The organism is Comamonas odontotermitis (assembly GCF_020080045.1).
Taxonomy (GTDB): Bacteria; Pseudomonadota; Gammaproteobacteria; order Burkholderiales; family Burkholderiaceae_C; genus Comamonas; species Comamonas odontotermitis.
Window position 1 is genome coordinate 2,747,261 of record NZ_CP083451.1, and the last position, 26,748, is coordinate 2,774,008.

The 26,748-nt window shown below is 54.2% G+C and carries 22 protein-coding genes and 1 pseudogene; 14 read left to right on the forward strand and 9 right to left on the reverse strand.

Annotated elements, in window-relative coordinates; translation table 11 throughout:
- Positions 1 to 390: 390 nt before the first annotated feature.
- The 7 genes from LAD35_RS12765 (at position 391) to LAD35_RS12795 (ending at position 9,627) form a co-directional block, all read left to right on the forward strand.
- Positions 391 to 1,596 (forward strand): tyrosine-type recombinase/integrase, encoded by a 1,206-nt coding sequence (locus LAD35_RS12765; RefSeq protein ID WP_224149432.1) that lies wholly within the window; start codon positions 391 to 393, stop codon positions 1,594 to 1,596.
- A gap of 21 nt (positions 1,597 to 1,617) precedes the next feature.
- Entirely contained in the window at positions 1,618 to 2,715 is a 1,098-nt protein-coding gene (locus LAD35_RS12770; RefSeq protein WP_224149433.1) for a hypothetical protein, read from the forward strand.
- A 402-nt stretch (positions 2,716 to 3,117) separates the two neighbouring features.
- Complete coding sequence (locus tag LAD35_RS12775; RefSeq protein WP_224149434.1) at positions 3,118 to 3,360, forward strand: helix-turn-helix transcriptional regulator; 243 nt, start codon at positions 3,118 to 3,120, stop codon at positions 3,358 to 3,360.
- Between the two features lie 10 nt (positions 3,361 to 3,370).
- A complete protein-coding gene (locus LAD35_RS12780; RefSeq protein ID WP_224149435.1) occupies positions 3,371 to 4,921 on the forward strand; it encodes a YfjI family protein in 1,551 nt (516 codons plus the stop codon).
- A gap of 321 nt (positions 4,922 to 5,242) precedes the next feature.
- The gene (locus LAD35_RS12785) at positions 5,243 to 6,193 is read left to right on the forward strand and encodes a YagK/YfjJ domain-containing protein (protein WP_224149436.1); all 951 of its coding nucleotides are present in this window, start codon (positions 5,243 to 5,245) and stop codon (positions 6,191 to 6,193) included.
- A gap of 845 nt (positions 6,194 to 7,038) precedes the next feature.
- Complete coding sequence (locus tag LAD35_RS12790; RefSeq protein WP_224149437.1) at positions 7,039 to 8,751, forward strand: sensor histidine kinase; 1,713 nt, start codon at positions 7,039 to 7,041, stop codon at positions 8,749 to 8,751.
- A gap of 507 nt (positions 8,752 to 9,258) precedes the next feature.
- Positions 9,259 to 9,627, forward strand: a complete 369-nt coding sequence (locus LAD35_RS12795; protein ID WP_224149438.1) for a hypothetical protein — start codon at positions 9,259 to 9,261, stop codon at positions 9,625 to 9,627.
- 28 nt (positions 9,628 to 9,655) lie between these two features.
- Here the strand turns inward: LAD35_RS12795 and LAD35_RS12800 are convergent, their stop codons facing one another.
- Positions 9,656 to 9,913 carry a hypothetical protein gene (locus LAD35_RS12800; protein WP_224152866.1) on the reverse strand — a complete coding sequence of 86 codons (258 nt, stop codon included), beginning with the start codon at positions 9,911 to 9,913 and terminating at the stop codon, positions 9,656 to 9,658.
- Between LAD35_RS12800 and LAD35_RS12805 the strand changes: the two are divergent.
- Positions 9,804 to 10,735: pseudogene (locus tag LAD35_RS12805) on the forward strand (IS5 family transposase). The gene LAD35_RS12800 and the pseudogene LAD35_RS12805 sit on opposite strands and share 110 nt — an antisense overlap.
- A gap of 380 nt (positions 10,736 to 11,115) precedes the next feature.
- Here LAD35_RS12805 and LAD35_RS12810 read toward each other — a convergent pair.
- The gene (locus tag LAD35_RS12810; RefSeq protein ID WP_224149439.1) at positions 11,116 to 14,004 is read right to left on the reverse strand and encodes an Ig-like domain-containing protein; all 2,889 of its coding nucleotides are present in this window, start codon (positions 14,002 to 14,004) and stop codon (positions 11,116 to 11,118) included.
- Positions 14,005 to 14,364: 360 nt separating this feature from the next.
- The gene (locus LAD35_RS12815; protein WP_224149440.1) at positions 14,365 to 14,553 is read right to left on the reverse strand and encodes a hypothetical protein; all 189 of its coding nucleotides are present in this window, start codon (positions 14,551 to 14,553) and stop codon (positions 14,365 to 14,367) included.
- A 74-nt stretch (positions 14,554 to 14,627) separates the two neighbouring features.
- Between LAD35_RS12815 and LAD35_RS12820 the strand changes: the two genes are divergently transcribed.
- Positions 14,628 to 16,166 (forward strand): IS3 family transposase, encoded by a 1,539-nt coding sequence (locus LAD35_RS12820; RefSeq protein WP_224148987.1) that lies wholly within the window; start codon positions 14,628 to 14,630, stop codon positions 16,164 to 16,166.
- A 37-nt stretch (positions 16,167 to 16,203) separates the two neighbouring features.
- Here the strand turns inward: LAD35_RS12820 and LAD35_RS12825 are convergent, their stop codons facing one another.
- Entirely contained in the window at positions 16,204 to 16,905 is a 702-nt protein-coding gene (locus LAD35_RS12825) for a YggS family pyridoxal phosphate-dependent enzyme (protein WP_224149441.1), read from the reverse strand.
- Positions 16,905 to 18,146, reverse strand: coding sequence for a benzoate/H(+) symporter BenE family transporter (locus LAD35_RS12830; protein WP_224149442.1), 1,242 nt, complete (start codon positions 18,144 to 18,146; stop codon positions 16,905 to 16,907). Before LAD35_RS12830 ends, LAD35_RS12825 begins: the two co-directional genes overlap by 1 nt.
- Positions 18,147 to 18,254: 108 nt before the next feature.
- Between LAD35_RS12830 and pdxR the strand changes: the two genes are divergently transcribed.
- From pdxR to LAD35_RS12850, 4 genes are all read left to right on the forward strand, one after another.
- Entirely contained in the window at positions 18,255 to 19,754 is a 1,500-nt protein-coding gene (gene pdxR / locus LAD35_RS12835; RefSeq protein WP_224149443.1) for a MocR-like pyridoxine biosynthesis transcription factor PdxR, read from the forward strand.
- A 135-nt stretch (positions 19,755 to 19,889) separates the two neighbouring features.
- Positions 19,890 to 20,701 (forward strand): IS5 family transposase gene (locus tag LAD35_RS12840; RefSeq protein ID WP_224149444.1). Its coding sequence is split into 2 segments (ribosomal slippage): positions 19,890 to 20,226 and positions 20,226 to 20,701, totalling 813 coding nucleotides; the frame shifts between segments, so codons are not numbered across the junction.
- A 250-nt stretch (positions 20,702 to 20,951) separates the two neighbouring features.
- The gene (locus tag LAD35_RS12845; protein WP_224149445.1) at positions 20,952 to 21,563 is read left to right on the forward strand and encodes a LysE family translocator; all 612 of its coding nucleotides are present in this window, start codon (positions 20,952 to 20,954) and stop codon (positions 21,561 to 21,563) included.
- 14 nt (positions 21,564 to 21,577) lie between these two features.
- The gene (locus LAD35_RS12850) at positions 21,578 to 22,417 is read left to right on the forward strand and encodes a helix-turn-helix domain-containing protein (protein ID WP_224149446.1); all 840 of its coding nucleotides are present in this window, start codon (positions 21,578 to 21,580) and stop codon (positions 22,415 to 22,417) included.
- A 301-nt stretch (positions 22,418 to 22,718) separates the two neighbouring features.
- Here the strand turns inward: LAD35_RS12850 and LAD35_RS12855 are convergent, their stop codons facing one another.
- From LAD35_RS12855 to LAD35_RS12870, 4 genes are all read right to left on the reverse strand, one after another.
- Positions 22,719 to 23,552 (reverse strand): hypothetical protein, encoded by an 834-nt coding sequence (locus LAD35_RS12855; protein ID WP_224149447.1) that lies wholly within the window; start codon positions 23,550 to 23,552, stop codon positions 22,719 to 22,721.
- 92 nt (positions 23,553 to 23,644) lie between these two features.
- A complete protein-coding gene (locus tag LAD35_RS12860; RefSeq protein WP_224149448.1) occupies positions 23,645 to 24,691 on the reverse strand; it encodes a PASTA domain-containing protein in 1,047 nt (348 codons plus the stop codon).
- Positions 24,692 to 24,835: 144 nt separating this feature from the next.
- Complete coding sequence (locus tag LAD35_RS12865) at positions 24,836 to 25,759, reverse strand: DUF2628 domain-containing protein (RefSeq protein WP_224149449.1); 924 nt, start codon at positions 25,757 to 25,759, stop codon at positions 24,836 to 24,838.
- Between the two features lie 284 nt (positions 25,760 to 26,043).
- Positions 26,044 to 26,349, reverse strand: coding sequence for a zinc ribbon domain-containing protein (locus tag LAD35_RS12870; protein ID WP_224149450.1), 306 nt, complete (start codon positions 26,347 to 26,349; stop codon positions 26,044 to 26,046).
- Between the two features lie 118 nt (positions 26,350 to 26,467).
- Here LAD35_RS12870 and LAD35_RS12875 point away from each other — a divergent pair, with 118 nt between their 5' ends.
- Complete coding sequence (locus LAD35_RS12875; protein ID WP_224149451.1) at positions 26,468 to 26,731, forward strand: helix-turn-helix domain-containing protein; 264 nt, start codon at positions 26,468 to 26,470, stop codon at positions 26,729 to 26,731.
- The last annotated feature ends 17 nt before the right edge of the window (positions 26,732 to 26,748 follow it).

A 26,748-nucleotide genomic window follows, 5' to 3' on the forward strand; every position in this document is an offset into this window, starting at 1 on the left:
TATACGCGTTTTCCAGAAGGGCCCGGCCAGCTTGCCGTACAAAGCGCCTTCTTTTTCATCCGACGCGGGGACTGCTTCATTCGACACCCATGCCCTCGTTGCCGAACGCATGGATCTTTCAAACTCAGGCCATTATCCCGAAAAAAGAGCCAATCTACGAAGTAAAAGCACCCAAAAAAAACCCCTGAATGCGAACACTCAGGGGTTTGATTCTTGGCGGAAACGGAGTCCTCCAAGATAGCGTTTAATCGAGTTCAATATAGTTCAATAGCCAATTGATTTTTATTGATTTTTTTATCAGCGATTGTTCATTTCAGTCCAACAACGTTTCGTTGAATCCAGCACTCTATGTGGGCATAATGTGGGACAGATCTATTGCAAAATCTCCCCATGCCCAAGATTGCCAAACAACTCTCTGACCGTGCCGTGGCGGCCCTCAAGACAGAGGGCCGCCACGCTGTAGGCGGTGTTGCAGGTTTACACCTCCGTATCTCTGCTGGTCACCGCGGCTGGGTACTTCGTGTCAAAGTTGGAGATGCCCGAAAAGACATCGGACTTGGCGCCTATCCTATCGTGGGTCTAGCAGAAGCCAGAGAACGTGCCTGGAAGGTTCATGAGAGTATTCGCGAAGGTCGGGATCCAGTCGCGCCTCGTCGCCAGCAGCGCCAAGCACTTTTGGCACAGGCCTCAACAGAGAAGACATTCCGCTGGTGCACAGAAGAGTTTCTCAAGGCCAAATCATCAGAGTGGAAAAACGCCAAGCATCGCCAGCAATGGGAAAACACGCTGGAGAACTATGCAATGCCATACCTAGGGAAACTTTCCGTTTCCCTGATCGATCTGCCGCACGTACTCACGTGCCTCGAACCCATCTGGAGCACCAAGAACGAAACTGCCAGTCGTTTGCGTGGCCGCATTGAATCTATTCTTGATTGGGCAACAGTGCGCAAATACCGAGCGGGTGACAATCCCGCGCGTTGGAAAGGCCACCTCGACAAGGTGCTAGCCGCTCCATCGAAGATTCAGAAGGTAGAACATCATCGCGCTTTGGCTGTGGATGATATGCCCCCATTCATTGCCACGCTCAGAACTCACCCCGGCATCGCAGCAAGGGCTCTAGAATTCGCCATTTTGACAGCGGCGCGGTCCGGCGAAGTTAGAGGAGCTATTTGGGGAGAAGTCGACTTTAAGAACGCAATTTGGACTATTCCAGCTGAACGGATGAAGGCAGGAGCCGAACATCGTGTACCGCTATCTACATCTGCGCTCAAACTGCTCCAATCCCTCCCTCGTGTTGCTGATTTGGAACTATTGTTTCCCGGAACCAAAGGGCAAGTTCTCTCTGATATGACAATGACTGCGGTCATGCGACGCATGAATGTAGCGGCAGTACCTCATGGATTTCGCTCTACCTTTAGAGATTGGGCAGGGGAAAAGACCAATTTTCCAAGAGAATTGGCTGAGCAGGCTTTAGCACATACGCTGGAAAGTAAAGTTGAGGCTGCATATCGCCGAGGTGATGCGCTGGATAAACGTCGTGGCATGATGAATTCTTGGGCAGATTTTATTGAAGGCAAGCAGCCTCCAACCGCCTAAACTCTCCTTCCCAGTTGCCTCATGAGCCTTGCGAATCAATTCACGAAGCTAGAAGCTCTTGCCCAAGAGCTAGAAAACTCAGCGACTCAACTGTTGGACTTTGCCCTCCAAAACGGCATCCATCCTGTGGTAGCCATTGAACCCAACTGGCGAATAGGACTCGTGTGCTTTTCTGCGCTGTCCAACAGGGACGAACTCTCCAGCCCTTTACTGCCTAAAACAAAGATCTACCCAGTCGAAGATGTGGAGTGTATCCAGCTAAGCCACAATGACTACACAAAATTGCGAGATGATGGAATTATCCAGATCAAAGTCTTCGATATTATTCATTTAGGGGGAGTAGGTAAAAAAACCTGGGTTATACAGACAGCTCGTCAAAGGCAAAAGGCACATGGCTTAGATCATTGGCAAACCGAATCTTTTGACAAACCTCTCGCTCCTCCTATTTTATTCCCTTGCTTTACCATTATCGACAGCCAGGGTGCTCGATGGGATGACCTGACCATTGAAGATTTTCGACGTCATGCTGGTATTCTTGTTCGACTTGGCAACCTACGTTTGCAACCAGCCGATGAAGCTAGGCTCCGTGATCTGCTAAGTCAACCACAGGCCCCCACCAAAGCGCCGACACAAATGCCCGTCACCGGAGATCACATATCTCCTCAGCTAGGTCAATTGCTTCAAGTTTTCAATGAATTGCAAATCTGGATTGAAGAGAGACAGCAAGAGAATCCTCCCTTGCATTCGGATGAGGTCAAGACGTGGCTGCATCAACAGCTAAAATCCAAAAATTCAACTGACTGGAAAAGTCCAAAACTGCGTGACATCGCAATCAAGCTGATATACCCGCCCCAGGATGGTCAGAGGACCAAAAAGCGCAAGGCTTATAAAGATGGGCTGCCTGTCGTCTTGGATCACCTTGTCAAACAACTGCAGGAAGATCTTTCCCACGTTAGGCAGTTCAAGACTAGCAGCGATTATGAGAGCTGGCTTGTCAAGCTACAGATCAAGGAATCTCCAGTCGCTGGCAAACTTGGCCAATTGATTACAGAAACTGACGCAAAGTCCATCTCCACCATCATTCGCCTGACGCCGTCTCAGCGAGGCGGCCGCAGGTAAAGCCAGGTAGGCTCCCTCCCAGAACATCTTCTCCTCAATGGCTTAGTTCAAGTCATTGATAGGCCCGCTCTAGCCGCATCGCCCCCCCCCCAACCGACCGTCAGATTGCTTGTTTGTCTAGCTCTTCTTATGCCAAAAACCGCGTTTTGGGGATCGGTTGTAGCCGCTTTTGCGTGGCGACGTAGCCAAAGTAGCCAGTAGCCCGGAGAGTTCGCCACACAAAACCTCCTAGTGTTTGCCTGTTTTTGTCCTTGCACAAACCCAGCAAAAAATCACGTAGGGTCAATCACTTATCGATGACGCGCTCTCAGCCACAAGGACAACAAGCAAAGAGTGCAATCGACTGGCATTTGGAGCCCCAGCAGCATGAAGCCTTCCTCCATTCACCAAGAAAGGTTTCGTATGCAATCCCCCAATCACACCGAATTTGCGCCCAATGCGGCGTGCCGCTTAAAGGACGTCATCCGCATCACGGGTCTGAGCCGCTCCACCATCTATGGTCGTCTCAACAAAACGAGCTCGCAGTACGACCCTACCTTCCCCAAGCCTTTCCCTCTCTATGGCGGCACTCAACTCCGTGGCGCCAAGGGCTGGCGTCTGCATGACGTCGATGCGTGGCTGAACGCCCAATCGGCAAAGCAGTAAGGAGTTAGCGATGTTCAATAACTCACTTCCCGTCACTGACAGCTACCCCGCGCATCAATTGCCGCCACTCATTTTGGACGCGGTGAATGATGTGCGCCGCCTGACCCAAGCCTCCACCCCATTGATCGCAGCCTCTGCGCTTTGCGCTATGGCAACGGCATGCCAGGGCTTAGCTGATGTGAAACGCCCTAGCCTTCCCGGGGTCACGCCAATCTCCCTGTACTTTCTCACTCTCGCCGACTCGGGAGAGCGCAAGACTGCTGCCGATGGATTCTTTTTCGAGCCCATCCGGCGCTTGGAAAAAACCATGCGACAGCAGTACACCGAGGGTTCGGCCAATTTCGAATTGGATGAAAAAATCCGGCTCGCAAAAGTCCGAGGCTTGACACAGCGGCTGGAAAAAAATGCTAAGGCTGGCCGTGACAACACAGCCACGGAAGAAGAGCTGAGCCAGCTCACGCGAGCTGCTCCCCTGCTCCCCGCCCGTATGCGCTTCATGCTGTCCGACATCACCCAGGCGGCACTGTACTCGGAGCTGAGCGTCAACCCCTGCACGGCAGTTCTCCATTCGAACGAAGCGGCTGATTTGATCAAAGGCCGCACCATGAGCAACCTTCCCGTGTTCAACCGAGCCTGGGATGGTCAAACACTCGAGATGGACCGCAAGGATCCGGCCGCCAGCCAATGGGTCGAAGGCGCGCGCCTGAGCTCGGGCCTTGCTGTACAGCCCCATGCTTTGAAATTCCTTTGCGGCAAGAACCGTAACTACGCACGCGAAGTCGGCTATCTTGCTCGTACTCTCGTCGCCTTCCCCAAATCCACGGCAGGTCAGCGGTTTGTCGACGGGAGTGACAACAGCGATTCGTTGCCATCGGGTATTTTGACTTTCCAATCCCAAGTTCATCAGCTTCTGTTGAAAGCCGTTGAGCGCCATCGCAATGGCGAGGCCCGGCGTGTTCTGACTTTTGAACCTCAGGCAAAGCACCGTTGGGTGACTTTCCTCAATCAAATCGAGAAACTCCTTGATCCGCAATTCGGTCGCCTGTCCCCCATCAAGGACTTTGCCTCCAAAGCGGCGGAGCACGCAGCGCGCATGGCCGCCATTTTCGAAATGGCACAAGGCGATGCACAAACCATTTCAGAAGACTCCGTACAGCGAGCCCTTGCCATCATCGTATGGTATCTGGATGAGTTTGATCGCCTGTTTGCGAAGTCCCCCGAGGAGAAGAACATCGGAAAACATGCCGAGAAGATTCTGGCATGGATGCACAGCAAGAGCCCTTTCACCGGATTCGGCACCCGGAGAACCTTCACCCGTCGTGAAATCCAACAATCCGGCCCTCGCCCCCGTGACCCTGAATCTGTCGGCTTGGTATTGCAGTACCTTTTGACTCATGGACATATCCAGTTAGTTTTTGGCAGCGATAAAGAATTCCAATTGAGCAACACCAACAATACCTTGTCCAACTTGGAAAGCATAAATCACTCCAAGGAATTTACCAATAACCGAGGTCTCCTTAGCTCTGACACTACGGGCACCTTCAAACGTTCTCTCATTTAGCGATTTAACTTATTCAAGCAATTTATACAATCAATACAACCAAACCAACAGAAAGCTGGTCATTAATCACTCTATTTAATACAAGAAAAACATGGATTGTATATTATTGGTATTAATATTACTTAAAGATATATTAATAAATAGCCAGCATAGGCACCTATCAATATACACCTCCTTAGAGTGATAAATCACTATTCAACAAACCAATAACTACATATCAACCAATCATCGCGAACAATACAAAGCCGCACACTATTCAGAATGATTTAAATGCAAAAATCGCATACTCATCTTTCAGCACTCATTCAGGTGAGAACTTGCATGAAAGGGATTCAACATGAAATAAAGAGCACGGAGTGGAAAAAGGCTCTCACCAAGAAGAGCCTTCAAAAGCAACTTGCTCAAGTGTGTGGCTTGATGTCACCTTATGCCCACGCGCCAGTCCTGCGCAAGCTGATTGAGAGCAAGGACCCCTGGCTTTGGCTGGCAGGCCATTGTTTTATTGGCATTGACCCTTCCAACCATGAAGGGCAATTCAATGCGTTGTTTAGTGAGGATCAACACCCAGACAACTACATCGATCAGGCTCAATTCCTTGAGAGCCTAGATCAATGGGTGAAATCATCTGCTTTTCAGAAGATCTATAAAAACTATGTTCGCCAGGAGCAACAACTGGAGCATTCTCTTCTCAAGCACATCAAAGACTTGAACAAGATTTACTCCAAGTTGATGGTCATTCGACTCGACCTCTCCTACGGAGAGATTTATACCGATGACTGGGAGCCAGAGCTCAGAGTATTGAATGATTGGGAGTTATTTCATGCTTATACAGCCAATAGCTTCAAGGATAGCTTTATTGGCTACGCATCCAAGTTTGAGTACGGAGCTGACAAAGGCATCCATATTCATACGCTTCTGTTCTTTGATGGCTCTGCTGTTCGACAGGATGTGACCATAGCCAAGCATTTGGGTGAGCACTGGAAAAACATCATCACCCAGGGTGCTGGGATCTACTTCAATGCGAACACGCTGGAGTACAAGGTGCGTATGAAGCACTGTGCGGTGGGTGTTTTCAAGAGGAATGATCCGGATTTCCTGGTAGGTGCCAAGGAGATCGCCAAGTATTTCGCGAAGAAGGATCCCATCGTGCGCCTGGCAGTGCCTGGATTGACACAAACATTGCGCAGGTCATCGCTCACGCTTCAGCAGAAAGCAATGCTGGAGAAGTGGCTTGCCAGCGAGGAACGAGACGCCATGAAGTCGTCCGGCTAGAGACTATCCGTTCTACGGATACTTGGGTTCGATCAATGCCGGCTTTGCAGCGACTGCTGCCCTTCGGTCGCAGCAGTTGGCGGCACCTTGTTGGCCTCTGTCCCGTCGTTGCTCCATCCGCTCAACGCCTGAACGAACGCCCGGTCCGAGAGGTGCTGCCGTCATTCGTGGCAACATGACTCCCTCCGGGGATTGACCCTGTAGATGACTGCTGCCGACAACGGAGGGCTCACGCTACCGACCCGTTGCCGTCATGCGACGAGCTGTGATCAACGACTGGTTGGCAACGGACGCTATCTGTCGTAGTGAATTTCTGAATTCATAGTAGTGACGTACAACCTCCCTCCAGCTATCAGAAGCTTGACTTCCCTTGCGCGGCGGCTTTTCAGGATGAGCATGCTTCTGCCTCCTGATGCCTGACCGCTTCGCCGTCAAGGTAGACACGCCACGAATGAGCGTTCCTCAGCAGATATAACGGGAGTCTTGAGGTCGTGGGGCTGTCAGAGCAGACTCAATTAGGGAAATGCCCATTTAGGCAGGCTGCATCGGCCCAGCGACAATCGAACGTTGTCAGCAACCAGAACAGTCATGCCCCTCGTGATCACTGAAGCAGCCTTCCATCGAGTCATCCAAAGGGAGAAGACTCAGGGCAATGAGTTGGTCACGGTCAAGCGGCGAGCAAAGGGGCTGCCAGATGCTGAAGTCTTACGACATCTGTACGCAAGGCTCGTGACGATGTACGTTCAACCCCAAGATCAGTTCTGCGCTGGCCATGGATCCCAGCGCCACGCAATAGCCATTGGTCTTTTCGAATAAGTTGAGGGTAATCTGACAGCGAGCTCAAGATGACCACCATTAACTACAATCTATTCTTTGCTACGTCGGCCTTTGTTTCAGGGCTTGTACTGATTCCTCTGCTTCTGTCGAATCATATTCGTCAGATTGGCATCAACAGAATTGGTCTTTACACACTGGGATTTTTTATCGCCACTTTGGCTGTGTGTTTGTATGCCGGATGGTTTAATAACAACCCAACAATCTACTCCTATTCATCCATTGGGAATCATCTATTGACGCTGGGTGTGGCTGTGCAAACGCTTGGCATTAGAAAATTCTACAGTCAGCCCTTGATGCGGTATTTAATTATACCTTGCACTGTGATCTCTGAGGTTTTGGTTTTTTGGTTCATGTGGGGAAATCCAAATTATCCATATCGGCTGATGAGCTTTACCTCTTTTTTATTTGTTTTTGTATTCATTCAATTCATTACTGTCATTCGATACGGCGATAAGTCTTTCATTAATCGCCTGCTCTCGACTTCACTGGCCATCGAATGCTTGGTCTACTTGATCCGCTTCACAACCTTGTTCATCCCTGATCTGGTGCCTACCGGCCCCACAGGATCTTCTTACATTCAAATCGCTTACGTTTTTGTCTTTTCTGCAGTCATGCCCATTACCGCCATCTGTTTGATGATCAATGGGAATTATTTATTGCAGCAAAAATCGCTGGCCGATGCCAAGGTGAAAAACCAACAAAAGACAGAAACCTTGGGTTTTATCAGTCATGATCTGCGCGCACCCCTGGCGACTATCTCCGGATATGCTGAACTATTACTCAATGATGCCACTGACGCGCAAAGAAAGGCCTTGATATCAATTCAGGACAATATTAAATATCAACTAAGCTTAATAGATGAGTTGCAGGATTACTCTACGCTGGAATTGTATCCGCTTGCCCTGAAGCCCACAACAACGGAACTACTTCCTTTATTGAATGATATTTCGGGGTATGCGCTCGCTTTATGTTCAAAACAGAACAACTGCTTTCGCTGTCAACTGCCCCAGAGAATCCCCAGGTTGATGTACCTGGATGGTAATCGCCTGCGGCAGGTGCTGCTCAATCTGCTCTCCAACGCAGCAAAATTTACACGTAACGGAGCGATAAACCTGTCTGTCACTCTGGAGTCTGAAGAAAAAGGGTACTCCCTGCACTTCGCTGTGAGCGATACGGGAGTTGGAATCGACTTGAATTCCAACATCGATATATTCGGCGCCTTTCAGCAGGTTCAGGCCACAAGCGGAAGCACGGGGTTGGGCTTATTCATTGCACAGCGCATTCTTTCAGCCATGGGCAGCACCCTGCACGTCACCAGTACCGTTGGTCAAGGCTCCACCTTTTCTTTCGCGTTGTCCGTTCCTGAGTTCAGTGACGCTGATTCGAATTGGTCTATTGTCCCTCCGAGCATGGCATGCCATGGCGAACCGCCGCAAGATCTGGACTTGCCCGGGCAGGCTCTACCGGAAAAGGCGGCCTTGGATGAGCTTGCCAACCTGGCATTGCACGGTCGTCTCACGGATATCGAAAGCTGGATCGAATTTCATTGCCAACGGTCCAGTCATGCGCCGTTCACTGCCCTACTCAAAGAAATGTTGGAGAGGTTCGATTTTTCCGGCATACATACACTGGCATTGCGGAGCAAGGAGCGCGCAATGGACAGCCATAGCGCGCTCCCGATTGAAGGCCTTGGAGCATTCAGCGCGACAACAACGGGCTAAATAGAGCGCCCCGGTCCTTGATGTGGTGCAATTAGGGTCGCTTGTATGTTTACAGGTGTTGGCGTGAAGGCCTAGGGAAGGTCTGCAAAACCCCATTCGCGAGCCCAGCACAGCCCGATGTTGAACGGATGGTCGCCTGATTCCTGCGCAATCCGCTGCTTAGGCCCGATAGAGTCGAGGAGATGGTGACTGTCTTTAGGGAAAATTTTACAACCCTTCCCAAATCAGTCTAACCAGCAATTCAGGAGCCTGCAGTGTTTTTATAAAAACAAAAAAGTCAGTAGTAAGCAAAGATACATCTAGTGACGCGGATCAACCACCCTCTGGCACTCGAGCGCCATTTGACTCAACCAACCCAACATAGAACCAATAAAAAAGTATAGGCAATTTATAATTTCAATTATTTAATAACAATTCAATGAAATTAATCCTCTAGCAGATCAGAGACCACATATCACATCATGACATGAACAAAATTCAAAAAAAAAAAAAAACCGCAAAATTAAAATGAGCAAAACATTCAAACCAAAACACATAAAAAGCAATGATACACCTTCAATATCAAAAATTAGCAATTCAATAGAACAACTAGATGATTTAATTCAGGCTCTTCTTGAAATTTTGCCTCAGATTGAGCCTTGGCAGCTCGATTTAAGAATGCAACTCAATAAGGCCAAGAATGATATTAAAGCTCTCCGCTCGATGATTTTTTCACAAGAAAAAAAAGAGCAATTCAATGAGCTTTCAAATTTGCTGAACGAGAATTTATTTCTATCTTCCAGTCAGATTGAAAGGAGCTACATTGACAATACAACCAAGAGTGCAATGAGATTAGCCAGAGCACTTGCTGCAAATATTTTTCACATAAAATATTAGCCTATTCTATCTATAACTAACCTCAACCCTATTGGTCAAATATCGGCGAAAACAGCACTCTCGGCGTTACGCGTACGCGGTGGCCGCCTTTTCTTCGCATCTGCCCCACCCACTCGTTCTCGACCGGCGGGGCTTTGTTGCACAAATCCGGGCCGCAGCGGTAGTAGGCTCGGATGATGAGTGAGACGAACTGGGGTCGGCGCAAGTACCGCACCACAAACTGGAAGGCGTACAACGCAGCACTGAAGGCTAGAGGCGACTTGAGCATCTGGCTGGATAAAGACATGCAGTGGCTGGCTCCTGCGAGCGGCAAGCGTGGGCGCAACCAGACGTTCTCTGATGCCTCCATCCAGTTTTGCCTGACCATCAAATGCTTGTTTGGCCTGCCTCTGCGTCAGACATTAGGGCTGGTGCAGTCGCTGCTCAAAATGGCTGGCCTACCTTGGGCAGCACCCGACTACAGCACGGTGTGTCGCAGACAAAAGGTATACATGTTCAGGTGCACTACCGCCCAAGTGGCAACGGCTTGCACATGCTTGCCGACTCCACAGGGATCAAGTTCTTGGGTGAAGGCGAGTGGAAAACAAAGAAGCACGGCGCCGAGCGGCGCCGTCAGTGGCGCAAGGTGCACCTTGGCATAGATGCAGAAAATATGCAGATACGGGCCATGGTGGTGACCACCAATGAAGTTGGTGATTCACCAGTAGCTGCAGGGCTACTGGGCCAAATACCAAACCATGAAATAGTTGCCAGCTTTACAGGCGATGGCGCGTACGACACAAAAGACGTGCATGAAGCCTGCCACCACCGCAAAGCCATCCCCGTCATTCCTCCTCGCAAAGGCGCAAGGTTGCGGAAAGGTCTGGCATTCGCGCATCGCAACGAAGCGGTCAAAGCGTGCAAGAAGTTGGGCCGTACTATTTGGAAGCGCTGGAGCGGCTACCACCGACGGTCCTTGGTGGAGACGAAGATGAATTGCTTCAAGCGCCTAGGCGAGAAGGTGATGGCCAGGACGTTTGAGCGACAGGTGGCCGAGCTCAATATCCGGGCATCCATCCTCAATCGCTTCACCGAGCTGGGCACGCCCCAAACGGTGGCCGTGGCATAACTACATCTGGGGTTTGGGGAGACTCAGTCTCAAACCGATTTATGCAACAAGGCCCTTCCGAACTAAACCTTACGAGGCTTGGTTGGTTTTACATCAAGATTTGGCGCACACAGCCAGGGTCCGTGTCGTCGTTGAAGCTATTACATCGGCTTTCGCGAATTAAACGTCAACTGTGGGCATGTGACTGGACCGCCCCCTAGTCAGGGGCAGTCCAAAGCATCGTGCACGATGCAGGCTTGGTGCCCAGCTCTCTAATTTATCCCACAGAAATTGCATTTACTCTCATGTGAATGGTTTTAACCTCCGGCAAGTATCTGCAAGACAAAACTACAGCCCAGTTTCCCCTAGGCTGTTCTATTTTTGTAGAATTGAGTTAGGGCCTATGCTTTACCACCTACATGCCTTCGCGCAAACCATAGACCCAGCGAAGTCATAAATACAATCAGAGCAGCAAACATACCGCCACCCAGTACAGGAACAGGTGTCGCGGAGGGTTGACCAACAAAAACTGTGACGATGGCGCCCTTACATACTGCAGCATTTGGAGCAGCCAAGCAAACCTCATAGGTGTAGGTATCGGTTCCAGTGAAACCTGGGTTTGGTGTATACGTGCACGCGCCTGCAGAGCAACTGACCGTACCGTTCGCTGGTGGTTGGGTTCCTGTAGGTTTTACGCTGGCTGGATCAATGCTTCCACCTCCCAACGCCGTATCGTTCGTCACAACTGGCGTTGAGATGGGTGTCCCGACAGGTGTGGTGGCCGTATCAGGATTGGCTTGGATGCTCGGAGAGGCAGCAGTGATCGTCACAGTTACCGAGGTTTCGCCACATACCGCGGCGTTAGGAGCAGCAAGACATACCTCATAAGTGTAAGTATCGGTGCCAGTGAACCCCGGGTTTGGTGTATACGTGCACGCGCTCGCAGAACAGCTGACCGTACCGTTCGCTGGTGGCTGGGTACTCGTGGGCTTTACGCTGCCTGGGTCAATGCTTCCACCCCCCACGGGCATATCGTTTGTCACAACTGATGTTGATACGGGTGTCCCAACCGGGGTGGTAGCCGTATCAGGATTCGCCTGGATGCTCGGAGAGGCGGCAGCGATCGTCACAGTAACCGAGGTCTCTCCGCATACCGTGGCGTTAGGAGCAGCCAAGCACACCTCGTAGGTATAGGTATCGGTACCAGTGAACCCCGGGTTTGGCGTATATGTGCACGAGCCCGCAGAACAACTGACAGTACCGTTCGCTGGTGGCTGGGTGCTCGTGGGTTTTACGCTGGCTGGATCAATGCTTCCACCTCCCAACGCCGTATCGTTCGTCACAACTGGCGTTGAGATGGGTGTCCCGACAGGTGTGGTGGCCGTATCAGGATTGGCAACAACTGCTGAACTTACCACGCCGACACGATGATCCTCGATTTCGCCGTCGGCGGCAAAGCCTAAAGCTCGAGCATCCTCACCTCCCCGAATCGTCACATTGGCTGCGGGAAACAGCTCATTGTATGGACTGGATCCAGTCTTGGTCGTGATGCGCAGGCGAATGTAGCGATAACCCTCGGTCAAACCGCTGACGGCAGGCCATGTAAGCGTAGCCGACTCGCTGACTCCTGCCGCAGCCGGGGTGCTGGCGTATTCACTGGTTTCAAAAATCCCGTTGTCGTTCCAATCCACCCAAGCATGCACCACCGCGGCTGTGCCAGTCTGATTGGTATAAGCCACCTGCATTGTGTAGGTCGTCTGAGTGTTCAGAATAACTGGTAGATCGCCACCGGCCGTGGTCACGGCTGTCATAGTACCCATAGGTCCAGTGGCTTGGGTTATCCCGTCTTCTTCCAACGTGAGTGGCGAAGCAATGAAGTCTCCGTTCGCCCCCACATTGGCGGCTCCGCTTACTACATTTTTTGGTAGATCATCACTCGCCTGCGGCGGCAGAGCACCCAGGAACAGGATGTTGTTGGTATAGGCGTGCATGGCTTGGTTGCTTCCGCCACCGTTTTCATAGACGCTTGGTGCATCCCCATTGTCAAAGCCCGTTGCGCCGCAAATATTTACCACGGGAGTCTGGCTGCAGTTGAAGGCGTTTTGGGTCGCACCTGCGATTACGCCATCCCCCATGCTCCCATTGACTTGGTGACCGACATAGCAAAACTGCGCACTGTCTTTAGGGAGATAGACCATGGTATGTCCACCAACTTCGACCAACCGAGCAGGAAGCGCCCCCCCGCTGGTAACCGGTTGCCCTAAATGAAAGATCGTGTTTGCGCCCACACTAACCCCACCCGTGGTTGTCGCGCGGCCGATCATACCGTTATGGTTACTTCCCCACGTATAGACCGTGTCGTTAACTGTGATCAAAGCACCCGCCGCGCCACCACTAGAGGCAGTGGTGCCCGAATCGTGTTCCTGCACGCTGAAAGACTTTACTTTGCCGCGCCACGTGGCTTCCGCCTCCCCAAACCCATGCACCACCTGCCAGGTAGTCACCTCGGGAGTGGTTTCAGGCAGGTTAGCGCCCAATTGACGCTGGTTATTGGCGCCTACCGAATACAAGGTGCCCGTGGAGGAGAGTACGAACATCGTGTTGGAGACAGCATTGCCAGTCACACCAATCATCTTCGGACTGATATTCGTCCCTCCCTCTTGTGGCAGAGTCATCAGTGTTGCAAAGGGCGTGGGCGTGGCTGTGATGCCGTTACCGAAGTAAGGCTTGTTGCCCCAGGCATAAAGCTTGCCATCAGCCGTCTGAGCCATCATTGCACCCAAGGTTGTAGGGCTGCCTGATAATCCGCCCACTTGGCCTCGGACAGCCACTACATTGCTTAAATCGGTGACAGAGTCGATCTTGACGCGATGCCATTTGTTGTTGCTGGCCGTATCCATCGTGCCATCGCCACGCAAATTGGTAAAGCCCGCCTCAGCATGGTTGACCAGTACCCATAACTGTCCACCATGTGCTTGCTTGGTGACAACGGCCAACATGCGATAGCTGCCAAAAAGTTGGGACACGTCTGTTGGGCTGACGCCCGGTGGCAACCCATCCGCCTTGCCATCTACGGCAAAGGCTGCGGCCCGGGTGGCACTTTTAACTGAGGAGTTAAGAATTAAGGGGAAACCCCAGGAAAACAAACCTTGCGTTGTCAGTGCTACGGTTTGTTCCGTGGCGTTGGCGCTAGCCACTGTGATCAGTAGCGGTTCGCCAACTAAGCCTACTTGGCCGCTCGGCCAGTTGCCTCCGGCGGCCTCCCATGTGCTGCCCGCCTTGATATCCAAGGGGCGTGGCACCGACCGGCCATCGTAGGTAGTCCCAGTCGCTCCAGTCGAGCCTAGAGAACCCATGGTAGCGCCCCAGCCAGCCCAAGAACCGTCAGTGCGTTGGACGGCTGTTTGGTGAAAAGAACTAACGATATGGTCGTAAGACTTGTCAGGTTCGCAGGTCTGCGCAAAGGCTTGCGATCCAACTACCAATGTCACTGCAACGGCCCAATTCGTCCAGGATATATGAGACCGTTGTATCGAAGATATGTCTTTAAAGGTCATTAGATCTTTCAGAAGAAGAGGAAATGGGTAACACTCGCGTACCACGCACTGAAAATTAGCGGAGCAAAAAGCAAGCTCGAGTCACTACCTGCATCATTCTTTGCTATCTAATTTACGCTCAAACAAGACGTAAGCCCTTAGCGCCAAAGCTTGTGCGGGGCCAATACAACCACTTGCAAAGCAAATAGCCTCCAAGCTCCCTTTTAATTGAAAGCAGGAACCAATTACTTTGGTTTTTTTAAAAATTATTTGCTTAAATTGCTTTTGTGAAGAAAATTTCATATGACTGTTGATTTCCACGCAAACCTGACCCACCGGGGATGCGGACGAAAACTTGGACTACCAGGAGGTAGTTCATGTATTCCTACGAAGATCGAATCCGAGCCGTTGAGCTCTACATCAAGCTGGGCAAGCGCGTCAGGCCCACCATCCGGCAGCTGGGCTATCCGACGAAGAATTCTTTGAAGGGTTGGTACAACGAGTACCAACTCAAGCTCGACTTGTCCGCTGGCTACGCAGGCCGTGAACCGAAGTTCTCGCAGGCGCAGAAGGCCGCAGCCATCGAGCACTACCTCACCCATGACCGATGCATCGCGGCCACCATGAGGGCGCTGGGCTACCCCGGTCGTGGAACGCTTACCAAATGGGTGCGTGAGGCATTCCCTGAGGCCAGAAGGGCTCTGGTTAGCAGTGTGGGTCAACGAAGGTATCCCGAGAGCTTGAAGCAAGCGGGAGTCATGGAGCTTTGCACTCGGCAGCAAAGTGCGCAAACAGTGGCTGATAAGTTCGGCGTATGCCGGCCAACGTTGTACAACTGGAAGAACCAGCTGCTGGGACGTGAGGCACCCGCATCAATGAAACACACCGATCAATCACCGCAGGAGCGAGAGCGCGAAGAACTCGAGCGCCAGGTTGAGATACTGCGCCGCGAAGTCAGGCAACTGCGCCTTGAGCAGGACCTCTTGAACAAGGCCAATGAACTGTTAAAAAAAGGTCTGGGCGTCGATCTGCAGCTCCTGTCCAACCGGGAGAAGACACTGCTGATTGACGCCCTCAAGGAGCACTACCGCCTGCCAGAGCTCCTCGCACAGTTGGGTCTTGCACGCAGCTCGTACTTCTACCATCGGTCCCGCACAGTGGTCGGCGACAAGTACCTTGTGGTGCGCCAGTCCCTTACCGAGATCTTTGAGTCCAACCACCGCTGCTACGGCTACCGCAGGCTGCAAGCCTCTCTGGCCAGAGAGCAAGGCCCGATCTCCGAGAAAGTGGTGCAGCGGCTGATGAAGCAAGAGAATCTGGTCGTCGCAAAGCCCAAGCGGCGCAGGTTCGCGTCCTACCTCGGCGAGATCAGCCCGGCACCAGATAACATCATCAACCGTGACTTCCAGGCGGCCACCCCAAATGAAAAGTGGCTCACGGACATTACAGAATTCCAGATCCCAGCAGGCAAGGTGTACCTGTCACCCATCATCGATTGCTTCGACGGCATGGTGGTGAGCTGGACCATTGGAACGAGCCCGGACGCAGAGCTGGTCAACTCAATGCTGGATGCAGCTATTGAGACAGTGGCAGACACAAGCGATCGTCCAGTGGTCCACTCTGATCGTGGTGGCCACTACCGTTGGCCAGGCTGGCTCTCTAGGATGAGCGAGGCGAACCTCACCCGCTCGATGTCTCGCAAGGCCTGCTCTCCTGACAACGCGGCTTGCGAAGGCTTCTTCGGCCGCCTCAAGAACGAGTTGTTCTATCCTCGGGACTGGAAGGGCACGACCATCGAGCAGTTCATTGAGGTGGTCGACTCGTACATCCGCTGGTACAACGAGAAGCGGATCAAGATATCCCTTGGCTCTCTCAGCCCTGTTGAATACCGGGCGAGCCTTGGACTTGCGGCGTAAACCAGTCCAAGTTTTTATCCGCATCCCCTCCCGGGGCTTACTGGGTCATTTCTGCGTGGAAATCAACAGATAGTTCATCCAGTGTGACGCTTGCGGGTGCGCTCTGGCGCAATCGGTCACGCAAGCTGCGCAGCAGCACGAAGCACTGGCGCACTCGCTCAGCCTCGCTTGAAAACAGTGCTAGCGTCATCAGTCCGCGCACGCGCAGCGCCGAAAATGCCGGAAGCGCTCGGATGAAGGTCGGCACCTCCTCGGGAGTCAGGCCGTACTTGCTGGCCTCGCCTGAGGTATTGACCTGCACGAACACATCCAGCACGCGGCCCTCGGCCTGCAGGCGCCGCTCCAACGCCTCGGCCACACGCAGGCTGTCCAGTGCTTGAAATTCGCTGGCGAAACGGGCCACCAGTTTAGCTTTGTTAGTTTGCAGGTGACCGATTACTGACCATTGCAGATCAGGCAAATCCTGCATGGCCTCCCATTTACAGTAGGCTTCCTGCACCTTGTTTTCGCCTAGCATGTGGCAGCCCGCAGCATGTGCCAAGCGCAGGCGGGCTTCAGGTTTGGTCTTGCTGACCGGCAGGATGCGCACCGTTGCCGGATCGCGCCCTGCCCGATGGCAAGCTGAGTTGATGCGCGCTCGCACCATCGCCAGATTGCGCTGGACGTCCTCGACCGTCGAGGCCTCAGGATAGCGGCCTTGCTGCTCATGGCCGGTTTTTGTATCGAATGACGCAGGCATCAGCTCGTCCCCTTGTTGAGCGCCGTGGCGACCCTGGCAGTTGCGGCTGCGTTTTGCGGCAACCGACCATTGAGCACCGCAGAAGCGAGCAGCCCTATCACCAGGCCCCAGAACGCGCCCCCGATGCCAAGCAATGTGATGTTTGCTGCCGAGGCCAAAAAGGTGATTAAAGACGCTTCGCGCGTCTTTACATCGGTTAAGGCAGTGGCCAGGCTTCCGCCGATGGTGCCCAGCAGTGCCAATCCCGCAAGGGTGGTAATGAAGGTGGCCGGGAAAGCCATGAAGACTGCGGCGAGCGTCACGCCAAACAAGCCCACGAGGATGTAGCACACGCCTGCAGCGATGCCCGCAATCCAGCGCTTGGAAGGATCTTCGTGCGCCTCTCGGCCCGTGGCGATGGCCGCCGTGATGGCGGCAATGTTGAAGGCGTGCGAACCAAACGATGCCATCAATAACGAGCCGAGCCCTGTGATGGTCACGATGGGGTTGGCACTGGACTTGAAGCCGTCATTGCGTAGTACCAGCATGCCGGGCATGTACTGTCCGGTCAAGGTGATGAGGAACAGCGGAAGCGCCACGCTCAACAAAGCGTTGAGAGAAAAGGCGGGCATGGTGAATACTGGCGTAGCGAGCTTTAGTTGTAGCCCCGACAGATCGACTCGCTCCTGAATCAGGAGGAAGGCCAGCCCCAGCACCAGAATTCCCACTACCGCATAGCGTGCGGAGAATCGCTTGAACACAGCATAGGCAAGGATCAGCAATCCGGCTAAAAGTGGGTCTATGCTCATGCCGCCGAAAGCCCTGATGCCAAACTGCAGCAGGATGCCTGCCAACAGCCCGGCAGCAACACCTGGTGGGATCAGGCGGATGACGCGCTCGAACCAACCCGACAGCCCTAGCGCCACAAAAGCGGCTGCCGAGATTAGGTAGGCCCCCACGGCTTCGGCATACGGCGTTGCTACCAGGGCGGTTACCAGGAACGCCGCCGCAGGCGTGGACCATGCAGTAATGATCGGCTCGCGAGACATCCAGCTCAGAATGATTCCCGTCACGCCAACGCCGATAGAGATCGACCACACCCAGGAAGCCGTCAATTCTGGACTCAGGCCCGCGACCTTAGCGGCCTGAAACACCAGGATGAATGTGCCGCCGTAGTTGACGATGACCGAGATCAGGCCCGCCACAACGGGATGAGTGAGATCGTTCCAGCGAACGGAAGAATTTAGAGGTTTTGACGACATGGCTAAACAGCGGCTCCTGAAACCTGGGATGAACACGTTGAGACATGTATTTATAGTTTTAGAATGGATGGATGTTCCCTGCCACTTTTTGACAGACATACCAACCAATTGTTCAAGCACGCTCTACTTGAATCCGTTAAAGCCTGGGTCAGCGACCCGACGCAAGGCGCCTTGCCAATGCACGCTCGAGTTCAGCGAGCTATCCGACAATTGATTCTTGATGGTGCGTTGGACGTGGGCAGACCATTGCCCTCGTCTCGGGCCTTGGCGAAGTCGCTGGAGGTGTCCCGCGATACGGTTGAGTCCGCCTATAGCCAGTTGCACTCGGAAGGTTTCATCGAACGGCGTGTGGGCAGCGGCAGCTTTGTTTCTGAGCGGGTTCAGCGGCTGCCTGGGCGGAGCAGATCTCGGCGGAGCAGCGTCGAAGACAAGACAACACTGCGCCTCAGCCGACGCGGCAACGCCATATTCCAAAGTGGTGGCGTGCGTGACTTTCTGACACCACGCCCATTCGCACCTGGTGTGCCTGAGACACGCAGTTTTCCGCTGCAAACCTGGGAGCGATTGGAACGGCAGGTGCTGAAAGAATACGGCACGCTGGCATTACTCCACAGCCCGCCGCAGGGTATGGAGCCGCTGCGCCGGGCTATTGCCGCTTATGTCAATCTCGAACGGGGCGCACGCGCCACTCCTGAGAATGTGTTGGTGCTGACCAGCTCCCAGCAGGCCTTGGCTCTGTGCTCCACTGTACTGCTAGATGCTGGCGACCGAATCTTCATCGAAGACCCTGTTTATCACGGCGCCAGTAAGGCGTTCGGCGCTGCCGGGCTGGAATGCGTGCCCGTGCCCTTGGATGCAGATGGCCTACGAGCGGAGTATTTGGCTGAGGTAAACAAGATGCCGGGAGAAGGGCCTAAGGCAGTGTTCTTAACGCCTTCGCACCAGTTTCCCACAGGAGCAACACTGTCGCTGGATCGGCGCTTGGCTATCATCGAATGGGCCAGACAGCGCCAGGGCTGGATCATCGAGGATGACTACGACAGCGAATTCCACTACGCGGGTAAACCCACTGCATGTGTGCAGGGCCTCGATCCGAATGAACGGACGATCTATATCGGCACCTTCACCAAATCTCTATTTCCTGGCCTGCGCATCGGCTACATGGTGCTGCCATCACAACTTGTCGCCCCCATGACTGTGGCCCGTACCTTGTTAGATGGGCACAGCGCACCGATACCACAATTGACGTTGGCGCGTTTTATTGAAGGGGGCCACTTTGGCGCCCATGTGCGAACCATGCGTGCCGTCTATGCTGAACGGCGCGACGTATTGGCACGACTGGTGCGCCAGCATCTAGCGGAATTCGTGGAACCCCAGGTGCCTTCCGGGGGAATGCAGATGCCCTGTGTTTTCATCCGAGACATCCCCGAGCGCGAGGCCGTGGAATCCGCTCGCCGGGCCGGCATTGACTTGTTGGGGCTGACCACGCTGTATACCTCGAGCAAGCACAAAGCAGGCTTCCTCATGGGATTTGCCGCCCACGCTCCGCATGAGTTGGATGTCGCTGTCAAGGAACTAGCCAACGTGCTGCGTGCGTTGCGCCACTGATCTCGGCGCGGTTTCACACGAAAACGCTTTTTGTCAATCTAGACAGGCGTTATACATGGCCTACCAAATGAAAGGCTTTAGAGCGGCTAACAAAACCATGTCATCGTCAAACACCTGATCGGCGTTTGACGCTGCATGGGTCGAAACAAGAACAAAGAGATCGGCGCCGCGTTGTTCAAGAAGATCGCACCGCTGTTGCCGGTAGTCGCAGCCTCGGCCAAGGGAGGCCGCCCGCGGGTGAGCGATGAGATGGCTCTGAACGGCATCCTGTTCGTGCTGCGCACCGGCATTCCTTGGGAAGAGTTGCCCCAAGAACTGGGCTTCGGCAGCGGTATGACCTGCTGGCGGCGTCTGCGTGACTGGCAAGCCGCAGGCGTGTGGCATCGCCTGCATCTGCTGTTGCTAGGTGAGTTGCGCGGCGCCGGCAAGCTGGACTTCAGCCGAGCCAGCATGGATGCGGCCAGCGTGGCCAGCCCCCGGGGGGCCAATACACCGGCCCCAACCCGACGGACAGGGGCAAGCTCGGCAGCAAGCGCCACATCATTACGGACCGCCAAGGCATCCCGCTGATCTTCTGCGTCACGGGCGCCAATCGGCATGACTCGGTGGTGTTCGAGCAACTGGTCGATGCCTTGCCGACGGTGCGCGGCCGCCCTGGTCGGCCCAGACGCTGGCCGCACAAGTTGTATGCCGACAAGGGCTATGACTTTGCGCGTTGCCGCGCCCACCTGCGCAAGCTGGGCATCACGGCGCGTATTGCCCGGCGCGGCATCGAGCTCAATGATCGGCTCGGGCGTCATCGCTGGGTGGTCGAGCGCACGCACGCCTGGTTGGCCGCCTTCGGCAAGCTGCGTACTCGCTTTGAACGCCGCATCGACATTCATGTCGCGCTGCTTTCTCTGGCTTGCTGCATCATCTGCGTTCGCCATCTCACACCGTTTTGTTAGCCGCTCTTAGTGACTGACAGCTTCGGGTCGAGCAGCAACAGTCATGCGCCGCCACTTGGAGCTGCTGGTACGATCCCTCAATTCGGCCAGAAGCCGACTGTGAACCATGATTCTCCTTGGCGAACATTTGCGATACCCTGCGAGTCGATGATCGCGGCCAATTGCGATCATATTTACCGCAATTCTGTTCAATACATCATTGTGCAATCTGAGCACACTGCTGCACATCTAGCAGATGACTCAGGAAGGCATGTCCGTGATCAATCCAATCGTTGCAATGGCAATTTTCGCCTTGATTGGCTCCATCACGCCGGGTCCGGTCAATATCCTCGCCATCCGCCATGGCTCTGATGGCAAGGCCAGCGCAGCGTTGGCCTACGTGTTGGGCGCCAGTCTGAGCTACACCCTGGTCGTCTGGCTCATGGGCAAAGGCGGCGAGCACTTGCTGGGCAATCAACTTCTCATGCAGACCATGAAATGGGCTGGGGCAGCCTACCTGCTCTATCTTGCTTGGCGCATCGCAACTGCCCCCCCCACCGAATTGCAAGGATCTGATGCGCCTCAAAGGGGCACTGCCATTAGGGCGTTTGTCGATGGCTGCCTCACACAGTCCCTGAACCCTAAGGCATGGATGGTCGCCTTGTCTGGGGTGGGCTTGTTCATACTGCCCCAAGCAGATGTGCAAGCCGCGCTGTGGCTGTTTTGCAGCGTGTCGCTGTTGGCTTGCGGTTTCGGCGTGGGCTGCTGGGCTATCGCCGGCAGGCTATTGACACAATGGCTGGCCGTGTCTAAACGTCAGAAGATCTTCAGCCAAGTGATGGGCTTTTTGCTCGCAAGCAGTGTCGTCAATATGGTGCGATGATCAGGAACAGCCCTATGCCATCCAGCAGTCATCACCGCATCCACCGTCACCCCGCCGCCCCTTGGGCAGAATTGCGCATCAGCGTCAATACGCGCAACTGTTACAGGCCCCACGCACACGCGGAATATTCTGTGGGCATTGTGGACGATGGCTGCGCGACTTTTTACCATCCAAGCGGGCCAAACAGCGTCAAGGCGAGGTCGGTAGTTTTGATTGAGCCCAATGTCGTTCATTCCTGCAATCCCCTGCACGGGCACATCTGGTCCTATCGGATGATGTTTATCGAAGCGGCTTGGCTACATCATGCGGTCGCGCGTATTTGGGGGCTTGCCACACCACCGGATGATTTGGAATTGATGTCACGTTGCGTTCAAGACCCTGACATGACTTTATTGGTTGACCAGTTATGCCAGCCAGTTGCTTCAGAGGCTGCTGCAAATGCCTTGACCATGGACTTGCCGGCATGGATCGCCAGTTTGACCCGTGCGGGTCGACCCACGGATTGCGCCCATGCGCCTTCAGATCTGGCACCAGCAATGGCCATCATGCAAACTCAATCCGGGGGGCGCATCACGGTCAAGGAACTGGCCGATGTCTGCGCGATGAGCAGCTCACAATTCATCCGGCGTTTCCAGGCAGCGTTGGGTATGACGCCAGGTTGTTACTTACAAAATCTGCGCATCAATGGCGCCAGACAGCTGTTGTCGCAAGGCATGCCACTGGCTGAAGCGGCGCACACCATGGGTTTTGCCGATCAGGCGCATATGCAACGCGCTTTCAAGGCACATCATGCCATGACACCTGGTGATTATAGAAATGTGAGTTCGCGAGTACCCAAGGTGCACAACAATTGAGTTGTCTGAATCCGGCCTGATCGGGTGTCCGCTTTACAAACGGTTCAATGGCTCCAATGAGTCGAAAGCGCCACTTCATCGCTCTTGAAAGCGCACCTTGGGATGTTTCTGTTTGCAGCGGCGGCTTTAAGGTGTAGTGCAGACCTACAAGGATGACTCATTGCAGTGACTGCTCTGGGCGCCACCAGTCATCGAACTTGTTGAGTTAACGCGCTGCAATCAGCCTAAACCGCCCCCACAGCGCAGTCTGCACCTTTTTGCAGCCTTCTCAGAGAGAGTCATCGGCAGTATGGGCAGGTCACTACCTTCCCAATGCCCCTGTAAATAGAGCCAGACCAATCCCGCGCATGTAATCCAGGATCTTGCTCTCCTGCGCCTGCGCCGCCACATTGAGCATCGCCTCCGGCCGGTTGTACTTCATCAGCGTCTGCTCTCGCCCATTGGCATCCACCGCCTGGATCTCGCCATAGATGAGGGCTGCCTGCCCTTCCCCGTTCACGATCCACTGAAAGATCTCTGAAGCCTCCTTGTAAACAGGGTGCCGTGCGAAGGCCTCTTTCTTCAAGGTCTCGGAATCGTTCCTCTTCTGGGCACTCACAATGCCTTGCTCCGAGGACTCCAACTCGCGCTGAGCATCACGCCGCCTCTCGCCCAGAACCCGTTCTATTTCCTGTATCTGGAACAATCGGCCATCTATTTGCTCCTTCTCGGTCAGCCCTTGCTTAGGCATTGCCCGAAACCTCTCGATCCCCCTTTGCAAGCGCTCAATGTTTCCCCGGGAGTCGGGATAGTCTTCTTCAATTCGTCGCACGATGCTGTCACGCTCCCTCACCGCACGCCTCAAAGCAATCTCCGCATCTTTGGTTGTGCGCTCCAGATAGTCGTCTCTCCTCTCCTTCAAGAAGTCATTGCCATCTGCGATGCTGCACTTGTACTGCACCACCACACGGCCCCTGTCATCCTTGAAGCTATCCCAATGGGTACTTTTGCACAGTGGCCGCTTGTTCAGACCGTTGGCAACTGTCGTGGTACGAGCACCATCGATATAACTGGACTTGACGATGTCAACGGGGCTTTTGCTGCAAGCAGAAAGAGCAATGGTGGAGCAAGCCACAACGAGGGAGAGATTTTTCATAGGTGTGTGAAAGGTGAATGGGGCCACTGCCGCGGCCCATGAAGCGAAGCCATGGAGAGACTTCCAAGAGGAATCGCTGGCGTGCTTGAGACCTATCCAGCCTCCCAAGCACTGCGATAGGTGACCGTCGAACCAGGCAGTACCGTATTGCCTGGTGCGGGCGTGATGCGGTAGGCGCATCCATAGCCCTTGAAGTCTTCGTCCTCAGGTCCATGGATGGAGACCTCGTTCGCTTTGAGGCCTGCAGCACGTAGCCGTTTGTCGTAGTCCATGTCGCAGTCCATGTCGCACTGTCCTGATGGCTGCGGGACCACGACCATGCCGGTGGGGACAGCCGATGCTCCAGCCTTCGGTCCCCTATTTGATGCCCCCTCTGCCGCTGGACATTTGGGAAGCTCCAACTCGTCCCCAAAGCTGAAGAACTCGGGTTTGAGACTGCGCAGCGCCTGCGCTGCCACATCCCGGTATTTCTGAGGCTGGCAATTGAATCCCAAATCTCTCACCACCCAGTCTTCGGATTCCTTGGCCACCATGGCGTCAGCCCACTGCCCTACCGCCTCAATGGCCGGATCCGTTGCCAGTTCAGTTGTGAGCATTACCTGCCTGAACTGCAACGCCCTGCTCCCTTGCGCTATCAGGTAGACGTTGGGAACATAGGCATTGCCGCAGTCCCGAAGACAGTCTGCCAGGTACTGCCCTGAGCCCGTGGCTTCATCAAACGCCCCAAAGTTCAGTGCATTGAGTGGTTGCAGCCGGGACATGCCCAACAATCCACCAATATCCACATCACACCCCGGCGAGAGTGCCACCTGGACCGAGCGTATGGCTCTGTCCTGCCCATCACTCCTCAGCACCAATTGGCAGCCTTGGACCATGTAGTGATGCCGGTGGTCTTCGGACCGAATGGCGGGACCTGCCCTTTGCTGCACATATGCCAAATTCATGCCGATGGCATCCCAGGAAATCAGTCGGGTGAGCAAGTCCGGCGTCGCTGGCGCTGGCGCTGGCTCTTTGGTGTACTCGGAGCCAAGGGCCGATTGGACGCGCTCGACCAAAGAAGAGACGCGATCTCTTGCACGGTCCGTGCATCCCGCCAGGGCTACGGCCATGAGTAAGGCGGCGCATGTTGTCTGTTTCATGGAGGATTCAGAGATGGATATTGGTGGTCAAAGGAGCCCGGCGGATCCAACGCACTACGGAAGATGGGAATCGGGGAATCGGAGAACCATGGAAGTCGCATAGGTTGATCCGATCCACCAGGGCGGTTTGCTGGATCAGAGGGGTCAACCTTCCGCAATGACGCCGATCATTCCGAGCAAGACAAGCAGCGCGGCCACAAAGCCGACGGCTGCGCCAATGTTGGTGCCACCCTGCCGGGCCAGTTCGATGCGGGCCTGCTCTGGTGCGTGGGATGCCAGGATCTGGTTCACCCGTTGATTCACATACTGCTGGTACCAGGCATTGCCTTTGAGGCCAAAGCCAATCGCAATACCGAGGTTGATGCTGCTCGTAATGGAGCTGGGAACGCCAATGACAAGTTCTGCAATCAGTTCTGCAACGACTACGCCAATGAAGATCCAGGAGTAGAGATACATCTTGCGATACCCCATCCAGCCAAATCCCACCAGAAAGGCAGCCCAGTTCCAGGACAGCTGGTGCTTGCGCTGCGCTGCCTCCTTCCACTTGCGCTCGAAGTAGCCATGGTTCTTGCCAACAAAGATCTGGATGGCCTCCTGGCGGGGCAATGAAGAAGCTGAGGCAGATCGTGGTTGCACCGCCGGTGCAGAGGTCACGGCTGAAGGTGCAGCATGAGCAGATGCAGGAGTGGATACCGCTGCGGGTGCTTGTATGGCGTCAGCAGCAACTCCAGAAGCAATCTGCACTCCAACTCCACCAGCAGAAACGTATGGCGATGAAGATACCGGAGTAGGAGCAGCCGAGAGAACAGGCACCACATCAAAGTCCAACGGTGCTTCCTGAGGAGCCAGCTGGATGATGCATTGGGCGCCCGTGCTCTCAATGGCCCGCTTGTACTTGTCAGCAACATCTGCCGTCACATCCTTCTTGACCACACAGGCTGGTTGCGACAGCAAGCGCCCTGCCTGCTCGGGCGTGCACTTAAAGAGGGTCGCGAGCTTTTGCGCCACCTGGTGGGCATCTGCTGCAGGGTGTCTTCCGCTTAGGACAACGTTGTATTTCTCTTGCATGGTGTGGCTCTTCCTCTTGTCGTTATTGGTGACGCCGTAGAAGGACATATCCGGCAGCGGTCTGGCCTCTACAGCCCTAAAAGTGAAGCAAACTCATCAAACCAGAACGCACGAAGGCCAAGACTGGAGCAAGCAGTACATCCATTCAGCGGCTTATCAGGGGTGATTCAGTGGAAATGCGCCAGGGATGAAACTGGCAATGAAGCTGGGATCCGGCGACTCACAGATGGAAAGTCAAAGGCTGTTGCTGATCGCACCATCAGATCCATGACCTCATCCATGTTTCAGCTCAAATCAGAGCCGCAGTGCTTGCACTTTCTGGCCTTGGCCAGAATGGGTTCTGCGCAATAGGGACAGTCCTTGGTCGCTTGCGCCATGGACTGGAAGACAGGGTGCGAGCCGCCTTGCTGGGGCTGCGCACGACCCAGGCCTCCAAAGATCATCTGGAACCAGAACTTCCAAAGCTTGATGAAGCCCCATACCAGGATGGGCAGAAAGATGATCAGACCCAGGACGATGCCTCCCCCGCCACCACCTGCCATGGCGATATTGGGCATCAACACCAAAGGCAACAGACGCTCCAAGCGCATGCGCGCACTCCTTTTCTTGGTATTCGGCACGGGGAGATGCCAGATTGGGTTTCTTCCTGCATCAATATGTGAAGCAAACTCCGTAGATGTAAATGTATCAGAAACGGATGCTGGGAGGGTGTCTGCCAAACCCACTCCCCCTACTCATCTTCCCGATCCCGACAACCTGCGCGATGTGTTTGCGTACTGGGTGCGTCTCAAACGCGTGGAGAAAGGCTGGTCGCAGGAGCGCCTGGCCCTGGAATGCGAATTGGACAGGACGTACGTGTCAGCTGTGGAACGGTCCCGCTGGAATGTGTCGCTGGCCAATATCGAGCGCATAGCGCAAGCGCTGGATGTGAAGGCCTGGACATTGATCAAGCCACCCGACACCCACCGGTAGCATCGGCATTGCCATCT

What these genes read in the sequence shown, in the direction of transcription:
- LAD35_RS12765 (WP_224149432.1), top strand. Translation starts at nt 391, where the DNA reads ATGCCCAAGATTGCCAAACAACTCTCTGACCGTGCCGTGGCGGCCCTC.
- LAD35_RS12770 (WP_224149433.1), top strand. Translation starts at nt 1,618, where the DNA reads ATGAGCCTTGCGAATCAATTCACGAAGCTAGAAGCTCTTGCCCAAGAG.
- LAD35_RS12775 (WP_224149434.1), top strand. Translation starts at nt 3,118, where the DNA reads ATGCAATCCCCCAATCACACCGAATTTGCGCCCAATGCGGCGTGCCGC.
- LAD35_RS12780 (WP_224149435.1), top strand. Translation starts at nt 3,371, where the DNA reads ATGTTCAATAACTCACTTCCCGTCACTGACAGCTACCCCGCGCATCAA.
- LAD35_RS12785 (WP_224149436.1), top strand. Translation starts at nt 5,243, where the DNA reads ATGAAAGGGATTCAACATGAAATAAAGAGCACGGAGTGGAAAAAGGCT.
- LAD35_RS12790 (WP_224149437.1), top strand. Translation starts at nt 7,039, where the DNA reads ATGACCACCATTAACTACAATCTATTCTTTGCTACGTCGGCCTTTGTT.
- LAD35_RS12795 (WP_224149438.1), top strand. Translation starts at nt 9,259, where the DNA reads ATGAGCAAAACATTCAAACCAAAACACATAAAAAGCAATGATACACCT.
- LAD35_RS12800 (WP_224152866.1), bottom strand. Translation starts at nt 9,913, where the DNA reads ATGTCTTTATCCAGCCAGATGCTCAAGTCGCCTCTAGCCTTCAGTGCT.
- LAD35_RS12815 (WP_224149440.1), bottom strand. Translation starts at nt 14,553, where the DNA reads ATGAAATTTTCTTCACAAAAGCAATTTAAGCAAATAATTTTTAAAAAA.
- LAD35_RS12820 (WP_224148987.1), top strand. Translation starts at nt 14,628, where the DNA reads ATGTATTCCTACGAAGATCGAATCCGAGCCGTTGAGCTCTACATCAAG.
- LAD35_RS12825 (WP_224149441.1), bottom strand. Translation starts at nt 16,905, where the DNA reads ATGCCTGCGTCATTCGATACAAAAACCGGCCATGAGCAGCAAGGCCGC.
- LAD35_RS12830 (WP_224149442.1), bottom strand. Translation starts at nt 18,146, where the DNA reads ATGTCGTCAAAACCTCTAAATTCTTCCGTTCGCTGGAACGATCTCACT.
- LAD35_RS12845 (WP_224149445.1), top strand. Translation starts at nt 20,952, where the DNA reads ATGTCCGTGATCAATCCAATCGTTGCAATGGCAATTTTCGCCTTGATT.
- LAD35_RS12850 (WP_224149446.1), top strand. Translation starts at nt 21,578, where the DNA reads ATGCCATCCAGCAGTCATCACCGCATCCACCGTCACCCCGCCGCCCCT.
- LAD35_RS12855 (WP_224149447.1), bottom strand. Translation starts at nt 23,552, where the DNA reads ATGAAAAATCTCTCCCTCGTTGTGGCTTGCTCCACCATTGCTCTTTCT.
- LAD35_RS12860 (WP_224149448.1), bottom strand. Translation starts at nt 24,691, where the DNA reads ATGAAACAGACAACATGCGCCGCCTTACTCATGGCCGTAGCCCTGGCG.
- LAD35_RS12865 (WP_224149449.1), bottom strand. Translation starts at nt 25,759, where the DNA reads ATGCAAGAGAAATACAACGTTGTCCTAAGCGGAAGACACCCTGCAGCA.
- LAD35_RS12870 (WP_224149450.1), bottom strand. Translation starts at nt 26,349, where the DNA reads ATGCGCTTGGAGCGTCTGTTGCCTTTGGTGTTGATGCCCAATATCGCC.